Origin of the sequence: Nitrospira sp. (assembly GCA_029194665.1) — a bacterium.
GTDB lineage: Bacteria > Nitrospirota > Nitrospiria > Nitrospirales > Nitrospiraceae > Nitrospira_D.
Genome location: JARFXO010000001.1, coordinates 345,902 through 357,587 on the forward strand (window position 1 = coordinate 345,902; position 11,686 = coordinate 357,587).

15 protein-coding genes are annotated in these 11,686 nt (G+C 56.5%); 13 read left to right on the forward strand and 2 right to left on the reverse strand.

The features are described from left to right. Positions 1 to 12 precede the first annotated feature (12 nt). From P0119_01655 to P0119_01675, 5 genes are all read left to right on the forward strand, one after another. Positions 13 to 1,476, forward strand: coding sequence for a hypothetical protein (locus tag P0119_01655; protein ID MDF0664758.1), 1,464 nt, complete (start codon positions 13 to 15; stop codon positions 1,474 to 1,476). 90 nt (positions 1,477 to 1,566) lie between these two features. Beyond that, positions 1,567 to 2,232 carry a DUF2459 domain-containing protein gene (locus P0119_01660; GenBank protein ID MDF0664759.1) on the forward strand — a complete coding sequence of 222 codons (666 nt, stop codon included), beginning with the start codon at positions 1,567 to 1,569 and terminating at the stop codon, positions 2,230 to 2,232. Positions 2,233 to 2,507: 275 nt separating this feature from the next. After that, positions 2,508 to 2,717 (forward strand): DUF2283 domain-containing protein, encoded by a 210-nt coding sequence (locus P0119_01665; GenBank protein MDF0664760.1) that lies wholly within the window; start codon positions 2,508 to 2,510, stop codon positions 2,715 to 2,717. A gap of 281 nt (positions 2,718 to 2,998) precedes the next feature. After that, on the forward strand, positions 2,999 to 3,352 hold the full coding sequence (locus P0119_01670; protein ID MDF0664761.1) for a hypothetical protein: 354 nt from the start codon (positions 2,999 to 3,001) through the stop codon (positions 3,350 to 3,352). 47 nt (positions 3,353 to 3,399) lie between these two features. Next, positions 3,400 to 4,275 carry a prohibitin family protein gene (locus tag P0119_01675; protein MDF0664762.1) on the forward strand — a complete coding sequence of 292 codons (876 nt, stop codon included), beginning with the start codon at positions 3,400 to 3,402 and terminating at the stop codon, positions 4,273 to 4,275. Between the two features lie 277 nt (positions 4,276 to 4,552). On the opposite strand, the gene P0119_01680 is transcribed toward P0119_01675, so the two are convergent. Both P0119_01680 and P0119_01685 read right to left on the reverse strand, forming a co-directional pair. Further along, entirely contained in the window at positions 4,553 to 4,723 is a 171-nt protein-coding gene (locus P0119_01680; protein MDF0664763.1) for a hypothetical protein, read from the reverse strand. A 56-nt stretch (positions 4,724 to 4,779) separates the two neighbouring features. Then, positions 4,780 to 5,016, reverse strand: coding sequence for a hypothetical protein (locus P0119_01685; GenBank protein ID MDF0664764.1), 237 nt, complete (start codon positions 5,014 to 5,016; stop codon positions 4,780 to 4,782). Positions 5,017 to 5,456: 440 nt separating this feature from the next. On the opposite strand from P0119_01685, the gene P0119_01690 reads away from it, so the two are divergent. The 8 genes from P0119_01690 (at position 5,457) to P0119_01725 (ending at position 11,681) form a co-directional block, all read left to right on the forward strand. Then, a complete protein-coding gene (locus P0119_01690; protein MDF0664765.1) occupies positions 5,457 to 6,617 on the forward strand; it encodes a citrate synthase in 1,161 nt (386 codons plus the stop codon). A 134-nt stretch (positions 6,618 to 6,751) separates the two neighbouring features. Then, positions 6,752 to 7,195, forward strand: coding sequence for a cupredoxin domain-containing protein (locus tag P0119_01695; protein MDF0664766.1), 444 nt, complete (start codon positions 6,752 to 6,754; stop codon positions 7,193 to 7,195). A 143-nt stretch (positions 7,196 to 7,338) separates the two neighbouring features. Next, positions 7,339 to 7,761, forward strand: coding sequence for a CBS domain-containing protein (locus P0119_01700; GenBank protein ID MDF0664767.1), 423 nt, complete (start codon positions 7,339 to 7,341; stop codon positions 7,759 to 7,761). A gap of 167 nt (positions 7,762 to 7,928) precedes the next feature. Continuing rightward, positions 7,929 to 8,387 (forward strand): CBS domain-containing protein, encoded by a 459-nt coding sequence (locus tag P0119_01705; GenBank protein MDF0664768.1) that lies wholly within the window; start codon positions 7,929 to 7,931, stop codon positions 8,385 to 8,387. Positions 8,388 to 8,540: 153 nt separating this feature from the next. Further along, positions 8,541 to 8,894 carry a V-type ATPase subunit subunit G family protein gene (locus tag P0119_01710; GenBank protein MDF0664769.1) on the forward strand — a complete coding sequence of 118 codons (354 nt, stop codon included), beginning with the start codon at positions 8,541 to 8,543 and terminating at the stop codon, positions 8,892 to 8,894. Positions 8,895 to 8,898: 4 nt separating this feature from the next. Then, positions 8,899 to 10,806, forward strand: a complete 1,908-nt coding sequence (locus P0119_01715; GenBank protein MDF0664770.1) for a V-type ATPase 116kDa subunit family protein — start codon at positions 8,899 to 8,901, stop codon at positions 10,804 to 10,806. Between the two features lie 27 nt (positions 10,807 to 10,833). Beyond that, complete coding sequence (locus P0119_01720) at positions 10,834 to 11,055, forward strand: hypothetical protein (protein MDF0664771.1); 222 nt, start codon at positions 10,834 to 10,836, stop codon at positions 11,053 to 11,055. Positions 11,056 to 11,063: 8 nt separating this feature from the next. Then, entirely contained in the window at positions 11,064 to 11,681 is a 618-nt protein-coding gene (locus P0119_01725; GenBank protein MDF0664772.1) for a V-type ATP synthase subunit E, read from the forward strand. Positions 11,682 to 11,686: the final 5 nt, after the last annotated feature.

The window sequence follows — 11,686 nt, forward strand, 5'->3', positions numbered from 1 at the left end:
AGGGTACCGCGGATGGCTGAACTTCAGGAATATGTCGATGGTTTGCCCAATATCTCCGGATGGGAACAGTTGATCGAACGTGCTTTAGTGGAAGCTACCGTGAAGTCGAGATACCTTCCGGAGGGTCGGCTCGACTTCAAGCGCATCAAGAGCGCCGCCGCTGTGGCGCTGCATATGCATCAACCACTGATTCCCGTCGGTGGTAACGAGATCCACAGCGCCGAGATCATCAGCAATCTCAAGTACATGATGGATCACCAGGGCATCGGCGATAACCATAACGCGCCCGTATTCGTTTGGTGCTACAAGCGCATGGGAGAATTCATTCCACAACTCATCAATGAAGGTAAAGAACCGCGTGTCATGCTCGAGTATTCTGGCACGCTGCTCCACGGCATGCGTCAGATGGGACTCCATGAGGTGTTCGACAGCCTGAAGCGGATCACCTGCGATCCCCATTATCGCCGCGCGGTCGAATGGCTCGGGTGTCCTTGGGGCCACGCGGTCGCACCTTCGACGCCGGTCCAAGATTACCGTTTGCACGTCAGGGCCTGGCAACATCACTTTGCCGCCATTTTCGGTCTTGAGGCCCTGTCCCGTGTCCGTGGGTTTTCCCCGTCTGAGATGGCCTTACCCAACCACCCAGACGTCGCCTACGAGTTCATCAAGACCCTGAAGGACTGCGGCTTCACCTGGTTGCTTGTTCAGGAGCACACGGTGGAGCAGCCTGCGACCGGCGCTGGACCCGAGCGCAAGCACATTCCTCATCGACTCGTCTGCCGGAATTCTCACGGAGAGAGCGAGAGCATCGTCGTTCTCATCAAGACCCAAGGCAGCGATACCAAACTGGTCGGGCAGATGCAGCCCTATTACGAAGCCAAGGGCTTGTCCCGGTGGACGATCGGAGGGGCGTCGGTTCCGCCCCTGGTGACTCAAATCGCCGACGGCGAGAACGGCGGTGTCATGATGAACGAGTTTCCACCCAAGTACCAGGAGGTCGTACGAGCAAGCTCAGGCATGGATACGCCTCTGATGAACGGGACCGAGTACTTGGAGCACCTCTTCGCCTCCGGAGTCACGGAGGAAGCGTTGCCCCTGCTGCAGCCGCTGTTCCAGAAGCGCATTTGGGATCGTTTCGAGCCGGGCGGCGGACCTCAGCGGTTGACTGACATCATCAAGAACCTGGAACAAGAAGACCATCGCTTCCATATGGAAGGAGGGAGCTGGACCAACAACATATCGTGGGTTCAGGGCTATGAAAGCCTGATCGGGCCGATGGAAAAAGTCAGCGCGCTTTTCTATGACAAAGTCATCAAGAAGGGCGTCCCCTCGCGCGACCCTCGCTATCGCAACGCACTGTTCCATTTGATGGCCTCCCAGACCAGCTGTTATCGCTACTGGGGACAAGGGCTGTGGACGGACTACGGCCGTGAAATCTGTCGGCGGGTGGAGCAGATCCTCGTTCACGACTTTTAGCAGGCTGCGGCACAACTCGGTTGATGCCAACGATGCTGCGTCAGAACATTTCTGGAACAAGCCTCTCTGAGTTGGTGTCATGAGCGGGTCGTGACATCTGTCATGGCAGTCGTGCTTGCCTTCACAGCGATAATGCTGCTCGCGGCCTGCGCTTCACCTGTCGGGGTCTTGTGGCCTCCTCCTCCGGACGCTGGAACTAAGACCATCGCAGTATCGCTTGACACATGGCATGCGGTGATCGCCTTTCCTCGTAAAAACGAAACTCGCGAATCAGCACTCGGATCTCAACACGCATATTATGAAGAGTGGGGCTATGCGGAGCGCACCTGGTACCTGGAGGGAAAGACGGGCATGGGCGGCGTTGTGCGAGCACTGTTCTGGCCGACTGAGGGCGTCGTGGAGGTCGGACACTATGATCGGATATGGGCGGAACGCACGCCCCAGCCACCTTCCGAGCTCTTCACCTTTCGTCTAACCGAAGAGGGCTATCAGCGGTTACGCCGGCATCTGCACGAGACTCTGTTGAGCGAGGAACCAGTGGCCTCGTTCGGACAATCCGTATTTTATCCCGCGAATCGTTCGTACCACCTGTTTCATACATGCCATCAGTACGCAGCTCATGCCCTGCGAAAGGCTGGTTTGCCCCTCTCGCCATTTTGGGCCTTCAACCGAACGAGCCTCGCCTGGCAACTGCGGCGCGTCGCAAAGATTGCGGTGGAGCAACCGATGAAGACGCCGCTTGGCCAGGCACATTAACGGACGCTGAATCGGCACGTCGAACGGAACCGTCGCATGATCCGCCGGCTGCCCTATGCCTAGCGGAGCATCATTCGCAATCTTTCACCCCACACTCGACTCGGTCAGCCTCAAAGCCGGAGGATCGAGTAGCTCCGCGTTCGGGGAGCACCCAATGGATCGTCAAGCCGATCGTCGTATGCAGATAGACTGAATTGGACGTGACCCAAGGCGTAAGCGGAGGTAATGTCAGCCTCCGCTAAACTTGCAATGGCAGCCGGCTGGTCCCGCAATCCTTGAACCTGCGTTCCAACCACCTGTGGCTCGATTACGACGACGAAGCGGATGTGCTGTATATCAGCTTGAGAAAACCACAACGGGCGACCGACAGCGACATGGTAGGGCGCTTCATCTATCATTACGACGGAAAAGAACTGGTCGGCGGTACTGTTCTGCATGCCAAATCCAGCGCAGGGGCGTCCGAACCGGGCTGGTCGCCTCGTTGAAATTGCATTCTGATCGCTAATTCGAATTGCCGTTGCCCTGCTCCCACAGCCGGCAGTCCTTTACCCCCTCACCCCCTTCAGACGGACAAACCTGATTTACCTGCGGCGCATCCTAACGGATTGCCGTGAATAACGAAGGGAGCCGAGCATCTTCGGGAAGCTAACAGTGTGCTCGGATGTCCAACCGTTGAGGTATTGCGTGTAGTACAATCTCCGGCATGCGTTTCACCCATGCTCTCATCGCCGAAATTGCTCGGGTGGCCAATGACAGGAGAGAGTCAATGACCCGCAAACCAATCGAGAAAGTGAACCGGATCCTGCTGGTATGTCTCATGGCGTCCGGTGGGTGCGCTTCGCATGAACCTCTCGATTCGATCTCCTCTGATCCCTCATATGACCAAACAGCCATGACGAATCTCTATCGGAATCGAGCCGCTGACATGCACGAGAAGGCCAATGCGCAAGCGACTGCCGCGACGCGTTATGAAGCCCTCTTTGGACCTGAGGCGGACTTGGTCTCCGGTGCGCGGTCATTGGCAAGCTACTACGAACAAACCGCAAAGGAATTCGAACGTCTCGCCGAGGCGCATGCATCCGTGGGTCGCACTAGGCAACGCCCGGCGACGGTCCCATAATCATGCAGGCTCACCGGAATGGATGACGCAAGGAAGAGGAGGGGTCTATGAAACATTCTGTGAAAGGTCGTGTACTTCTTTTGCTGATGCCGATAGTGGTGCTTCTCCAGAGCTGCAGTACCACGGTGAATCCAGGCAATCGCGGGTTGCGTTGGTACCCCCTCACGGCGGGACTGACGAAGGAACCGCTCAGGGAAGGATTCTACTGGCGAGCTCCCTGGAACGATGTCTTTGTGTACGACACGAAATGGAAGACCTTCAAAGAAAAAGTGGATGTTCTGACCGCTGACGATCTCCCGGTGACTGTGTTTGCCGCGATTACCATGCGCCCCATCCCGGAAGAAATATATTTTCTGGCCCAGGAAGTGGGGCATGAATGGTACAGGGAATTGGTTCACGCGCAACTCTTGTCGGCTGTGCGCGCGGTCGTCGCGAACTACACCATGGTCACGCTTCCTGAGCGCAGCAGCGAAATCGGAAATAAGATCGAAGCAGTGGTGGTCGAAGCGTTGAAAGGGCGTCATTTGGACGTCTACAACGTGGCACTCTCGGAAATGGAGTTTTCACAGATGGTGTTAAGGGCCATCGAACAGAAGCAGGCGAAGGAGCAGGAAAAGGAGCAAAAGGATTTCGAGGTAGTGATTGCACAGCGCAACGCCGAGATTGCCCGGATTCACGCGAAGGGCGAGGGTGATTCGTTGAGGATTCGCGCGGACGGCGAAGCCGAAAGCATGAGGATCCGGGCGATAGGACAGTCGCAGGCGCAGGAGATCATCACCAAAACGTTGACGCCGGACTACTTGCGATTCAAATTGTATGAGAGTCCCAATGCCAAAACTCTCATCGTGCCTGACAAGCTCAATGTTCCAATCATTGTTAACCCTGGAACCGATCACCCTCGATCGGAGGCGCCATTGCGCTGAATGTGAATACGATCAATGAACCGCATTTGATGCAGTAGGCAACACAGAAGCACTGCTTCCGATGAGAATAGCTGGACGGGTGGATGCGGGTTAGATCGGCAGATCCGGTTCTCACGCGAATCCGTCTACACATTGTTCGGGCGACCCTGCGCGTGAGCCGAACAGAACTTAGGGGTAGGGCCACGGAGTAGTTATCCTGGCGTTCTGCCCCCTGCATGCCTCTGTGTCGGGCATCGATCGCGAGGTCGAAGCGTCACGGGCGAACCAGCATCTGGCCTTAGCGCAAGCGGCGAAGGATGCTCTGCAAGACAGTTTTCCGTTGCTTAAGGTCTTCACGGAATTCTTGGTTCTCCGTGTCGACAATCTCTGCACCGAGATCAGATACGGCACCCTGAAGCGCCCAGATCAAGATATCCTGTTCGTTCGGCTCCAGCGATAACTGCGTCATAAGCCCTCCTCTTTTGGGCTCGTCAATGAAGCAGGAGAGTTTCTCGCCAGGACAACCTATAACTTCCCTTGTTTTTTCAGGAGGCGCGCCACACGCCACGTCACCCATCCCATGTACAGGAACAACATGAGGCCAAGCAGCTCGACGAGATGAATGAGGTGCCACCCCTCGATCACTTCTACCTGCACGATAACCAACAAAACGGTCGCGACCAGGAAGACGAGTACGTGTTTGCGGGGCATTGCAAGGACTTCCTGCAGGAATGCCCCGAGCCATCCGCGCCCGTCCTCCATGGTCAAGGTCCTCCTCTGCTCATGGGTCTAAATCTAAATTGATGCAGATTGAGTGCCACAGAGTTCCGGTTCCTCTGCAGGCTTCGCTCGGGCAGGAAGGGTGATGGCCAGAACGGGTGACGGTGGGCGATTCCTGAGGCCGCATGAGGCTGTGGCAAGGCTTTTGTAGCGATTCGGGACAATACAGTCGAGCCTGCTGCCGACTTCTGCTACGCCCTTCTGCCTGTTGAGAGGCATGCCTCGTGATCTTGACCGACAACTCAAGCTGAATTGGAAAGATTTCCGCATAACAATCGAACTGGTCAATGGCATCGGCCTTGCTGTTTTACACAACATTAGGTGGTGACGCGGGAGAAGCTACTATGAGGGTAGCTGTGTTTATTTCGAGCGTACCTATGACCGGAAAACTCTAACAGTGCGGCAATCGGGGATGTGACATCATGACGAAACCGACCAGCTTGTACGAATTTTCACCGGGACTAGCCGGCGTTCCTGCAGCCAAATCGTCGATCAGTTATGTGGACGGCCAGGCCGGCTTGTTGGAGTACCGCGGTATTCGCATCGCAGACCTGACCGCTCACAGCACGTTCCTGGAAGCGTCGTTTCTCCTCTTGTTCGGTCATTTGCCCACTCCGGACGAACTCCACCGGTTTTCACAAGACATTAGTCACCACCGACGCATCAAGTACAGGATGACGGATCTCATCAAGTGTCTTCCGGATCAAGGGCATCCGATGGACGCGTTGCAGGCGGCTGTGGCAGCACTGGGCATGTATTACCCGGCCCGACAGGTCTTAGACCCAGAGGTTCAATATTGGTCGGTCGTGCGCCTGATCGCCAAGGTCCCGACCATCATTGCCGCCTATCACCGGCTCAGACGTGGAGATCATGAGGTTCATCCCCGGGACGATGTCTACCACGCGAGCAACTTTCTCTACATGTTGACGGAAAAGGTTCCGCATCCCTCCTTGGCGAAAGCGCTGGACACCTGCCTCATTCTCCACGCAGAACATACTATGAACGCCTCCACCTTCAGCGGCATGGTGACGGCCTCAACCTTAGCTGACCCCTACAGCGTCGTCGCCTCCGCCATCGGGACTCTCAAGGGTCCTCTCCATGGAGGGGCCACGGAAGAGGTCGTGCACATGCTGGAGGAAATCGGCTCGCGCGAGCAGGTCCGAACCTATCTTGAGAAAAAGCTGGCCGCTAAGCAGAAACTGATGGGGTTCGGCCATCGTATCTATAAGGTTAAGGATCCCAGGGCTACCATCCTTCAGAAGGTGGCCAGAAGCCTCGCCGAAGACTGCGGATCGTCTCCGCTCTTGGATCTCGCCGAAGAAGTTGAACGAGTGGGAGAGGAACTGCTCCACGCAAAGGGCATCCACCCCAATGTCGATTTCTACTCAGGAGTGCTTTACAAGACCATGGGCATTGATCCTGACTTCTTCACCACCATATTTGCGATGGCCCGGGTGTCAGGGTGGTTGGCTCATTGGCTGGAACAGATCAAGGACAATAAGCTCTTTCGACCGGACCAGATTTATGACGGATCGCATGGCCTTGTCTATGTCCCCATCGATCGTCGCGTGAGGGGAGTATAGAGAGATGGCTCCTTATCACGATTGCATCGAAAATGGTCATGCCGACCGGGCGGTCAGACGGCTTCTCGGCCGATAAGGCTCGGCAGGTAGAACATGAACGATGAGGCGGACGTTCTCCAGGGATGAGGTGCATCATGAGAATCCATATTCCCTTCCTTTGTGCATCTGTCGGCATGATGGCGCTCTTCGGAACGACCCTAACACCAATCACGACAGAGGCCCAATCCAAGACCCAAGGAAGCCGCGAGCAACGGATTGAGATTGTCATTGAGGATCGTACCTTCTTTCTAGCCAAAGGCGGCCCCATTCAGATAGGGACGCCCCTCGAGATTGTCGTGGAGAATCGTGACAATGTCCGCCACGGCTTTGCGTCATCGATGCTGACCGGGCTCCTCGTCTCCGGGGAAGACGATCAGATCGTGACGTATGGGAAAGGCGTGGAAGGGTTTTACGTGAATCCTGGGAAGACTCTGGTGATACGGTTCACCACTGAAAGGCCGGGGAGCTTCTCTTTTCACTGTGATATCCACGAGCGCATGAAGGGGGAATTATATGTGCTGGAGATCCCCACGGCATAGGAAGAAGCCACCGCACTATGCCTTCGCAACAGCCGGCCCTGAACGGCAGCGGAGTTCAAGACAAGGCGGCAGTTCAGGTATCAGCGGTTCTCCTTCACGGTTTGGATTGATCCCGCCTGCATAGGCCGGGGAGGGGGGCTGGCGTGGCCAGAACTATCGCGTCGAAAATCGTGCGGCGAGTCGCCACCATCGATGAGAACAAATCCGTTCTCGACGCGGCCGAACTCATGACCGAGGAATTCATTGGTTCCGTGGTTGTCACGAATACTTCGGGGATTCGAGGTCTGTTCACGGAACGTGAGCTGATGATGAACGTAGTCGGTAGGGGGAAAGACTCGGAAAAGCTCAAAATAAAGGATGTGATGACCAGAGACCCGATCAGGGTCAGTCCGAAGGATACGGCCGGTCGCTGTTTGGACCTGATGAAGGAACACAGATGTCGGCACCTTTTGGTGTTCGAGGGAGACGAGTTCGTCGGCATCGTTTCACTCCGAGACCTGGTGACGCTGATGATCGATGAGAAGGAAGAGCTGATTCAACAGCTGGAACGATACATCGCTTCCTGATGAATGCTTTCCCGACGATTTCCCTGGGATGAGGACCTCATATGTTCACGAGGCTGCGAAAGCTGACCGGCCGTTCGATGCAGCGATAGAGGAAAGAGGAGATCAGCGTGGGTTACCTAGGGCAGGTGGATGACACCGACTGAGATAGAACCGGGGAGGGAGGCGTTATGAGAGCCGCAGAACATTTTGTGAACGCGCATGATCCAAAGACATTGACCGTTCGACAAGTGATGGAAAATGACGTGTATACAGTGGGCCCTGATACCAAAGGGATCGCCATCGCGGAAACCATGACCGACCAGAACTTTGGAGCCGTGCCCGTCGTGGAAAAGGATTTCACGCTCGTCGGTCTCGTGTCCGAATTCGACCTGTTACGAGTCATGGAGGAGGGGAAAGACCTTCGTCAAACCACAGCGGAGGAGATCATGACCAGAAATGTTGTCACGGCCACAGAAGAGATGCTGGTCACGGATTTGACCCGCCTTCTTCAGGAGCGACACCTCATCCGGGCTCCTGTTGTGAGGGGGAAAATTCTGGTCGGCATTGCGTCCAGACGGGATGTGGTTTTCGGCTACCTGAAGGCGACGGCCAAGTATTGGTGGCCAGGAAAGGGGGGCAGCGGATAGGGTGAGTGAAATCGCAAGAGTGTGGTCCGCGCGGAGTCGCTGGTGATGAAACGCCGGATCACGGACGAGAGAAGGGCTTTCCTCTCGACTCAAGCGGCATTGAGTTCAAAGTTCGCGACCGGAACGAACGCAAGTGTTCACTCAGAGGCAGCGATGTCTGAGCAGGATACGCCGCAGGCTCCTGAGATCCTCAGAGAAATCCACGAGGCTGAACGGTCCGTTGAGGCGATGCTTCGACAGGCCGAGCGAGAGGCGGCCGGAATATTAGAACGTGCGCGGGCCGAGGCGACGTCGGTACTGGCTGAGCAGCGTAGAGAGCTCGAGCAGAGACAGTCCAAGGCGCTGGCTGCGGGCCTCGCCGAGGCGAAGCGTGAGGCTGAGCAGTTGCTCACGAACGCCCAGGCGAATGCAAGCGATATGAGAGCTCACTGCACGGGCAGGATCGATGAGGCGGTTGACCTCGTCCTCGGGCGCATCCTGCCTGGTTGGGGCCAGTTCCATGATTGAACCGATGGTGAAGGTCCGACTGGTTTCACCACGCACTCGTGTGGAACAGGTCACGGCTGTGCTTCAGGAAGTCGGCGTCTTGCACATCGATTCTACCCCGATCGAGGTGGGAGAGATCCCCCTGCGCCCTCAAGGGATGAGTGAACGTGTTCGGCAGCGACGAATTGAGCTGGAACGACTGCATGAAGACTTGCGTCGGCTTCTTCTGCTCCTTCCTGGGATGCCGTCGGACGAGAGACTGCCCGCCCGGTCTACTCGACAACCGGAACTGACGGAAGTGGGCTTGACCCACCTCGCAGGCCTGGTACGAGAGATCGGTCGCCATATTGATGACCTCGCGACCAAGCTGAAGACAAGTGAGGAAGAGCTGGCACTCCTGTCCAAATACGAGAGGGCCTTGGCAGGACTGGCACCCTTCCTACAGTTCATCCAGAAAAGCGAGGAATTAGACCATCTCGGTGTGACACTCGAAGAGGGCAAGGAATCACGTGATCTCCTGCCTCTTCTGCGAGAACTGATGGCCAAGATCACGCTCAATCGTTATGAGCTGTTCCATACGAGCCTGGAGGAGCCTGTGCTGGTCGTTCTGCTGGTCTTCCCAAGAGAGTACAGCGTGAAGATACACGCTCTGCTATGGGAAGAAGGCATCACCGAGTTGCGCCTACCGGTCTCCGTCTCGGACAAGCCTTTGGGAGAGGCCCTGCGCATGCTACTCCAGAAGAAGACGGAACTCCCCCTCGAGGCGAACCGCCATCGACAGGAGCTGAAAGAGGCCGCGCTCCGCTGGCGTCTGGAATTGGTGCAGTATCAGGAGACTGTCGACCGTTGCCTCGGTCAAATCGAAGCAAGCACGCTTTTCTACCAGACCGACCTGGCGACGTTTATCTACGGTTGGGTCCCGCGTTGTGCGCTCGTCAAGTTGAGTCTCCTGATTGAGCAGGAATTCGGCGGCAAGGTCGTGCTGGAAGAATCTCCGGTTGTTCCCAAGGAATGGGCGGCTGTTCCGGTGGCACTGCGGAATCCCGGCTTTCTCCGACCCTTTGAAACATTGACCCGGGTCGTGGCCTTGCCGCGATACGGGAGCATCGATCCGACCCCATACATGGCGCTGTTTTTCCCCTTGTTCTACGGCGTGATTCTCGGCGATGTCGGTTACGGGCTGCTCCTTCTTGTCACTGCAGTCATGGTCCGACGGAGGTACCGTTCCCATCCCCTCGTTCACGACCTTTCAACCATTTTTCTGTCGGCTTCGAGCTCGGCCATCTTGTTTGGGCTCCTGTTTGGAGAGTTGTTTGGGGAACTAGGCGAGTACATCGGTCTGCATCCGGTGCTGAACCGCATGCAGGCGTTCCTGTCTCTTCTCTCCCTATCCATCGGGATCGGTACGCTGCATGTGTTGTTGGGGCTTGCGCTTGGTGCGTACTCGGCCTGGCGGTATGGGAACCGGCGGGACTGTCTGACGAAGTGCGGCGGCACGGTACTTGTGCTGTCATTCATCTCTCTCATCGCAAGCGTCGCCGGAAGGTTGCCACGAGACTGGATCTCAGCCGAGGTGACGGGCCTCCTGTGCGCACTGGTCATCATCTTCGTTGTTGGAAAGGGCAGCGGAGCCATGGAGCTGCACAACCTCGTCAATGTGCTTTCCTACCTGCGTCTGATGGGGATCGGCGTCGCGTCGGCCGCGCTCGCCTTTGCCGCCAACAAACTGGGCGGCATGGTGCACAACGTCTTCTTGGGCATCGTCATCGCGGGGATGCTCCATGGGATCAATTTCATCTTCGGCATCTTCTCGCCCACCATCCAATCGCTCCGGCTCCATTATGTAGAATTTTTTGAGAACTTCTTTGCACCTGGCGGCCGACCGTACAAGCCTTTCCGACATCTCCACCAGGCCCTGCCTGTTCGAGAGTGAGGTGGAGGACAACCATGGAGGAGGATCATGACAGAGATCGGACTCATCGCAATCGGAGCGGGTCTGGCAATCGGGCTGGCTGCGCTGGCTACAGGGTTGGCGCAGGCTAAGATCGGCGCAGCGGCGATTGCCGCAATCCTGGAGAAGCCCGAGACCTTCGGGACCATGTTGATTTTGCTCGTCATCCCGGAAACGTTGGTCATCTTCGGGTTTACCGTCGCCGTTCTGATTTTATTCGCCTTGAAGTAGGTCTTTCGATGCCGTACGAGACGCTCATCGACGCGCTGTTGGAAGAAGGGAGAACCAAGGGTGAGGCGATCGTACGTACGGCCCAGGCTGAGGCCGAGCGGTTGATCAATGATGCGCAACAACAGTGCGAAGTCTTGGACCGTGAGGCCGAAGCAGCCTTCCGCCGAAACCTGTCCACCCAGCGGACGACAATTCTGAGCCGCGCGGGTCTCTCTGCTCGCTATGTCCTGCTCCAGACCAAACGAGAGATCCTGGATGCAGTGTGGTATCAGGCAGGTCAGAAAGCCATGAGTCTCACCGGTCATGCTCGGACGGCGGTCCTCAAGGCACTCCTTGACGAAATACTCTCCGCCACCTCTTCTCAAACACCACGAGTGTTCATTGATAGTCGTGAGCGACCATACCTCGAAGACATCTTGAAAGAGCGGGGAATCTCTTTTGAAGAGCAGCAGGGTGATCTCCGTCTTGGGATGAGGCTCGAAGCTGATGGCGAGATCCTCACCAACTGCTTTGCTCCTCGTCTCGCCAAAGCGAAGTCGGAGCTGACGATTGAGCTGAACCGACTATTGTTCACCGAAGAGACAGTCAGTGCTCAGCCATCAACCACGATGTCAAAACGCGAGTGATGAGA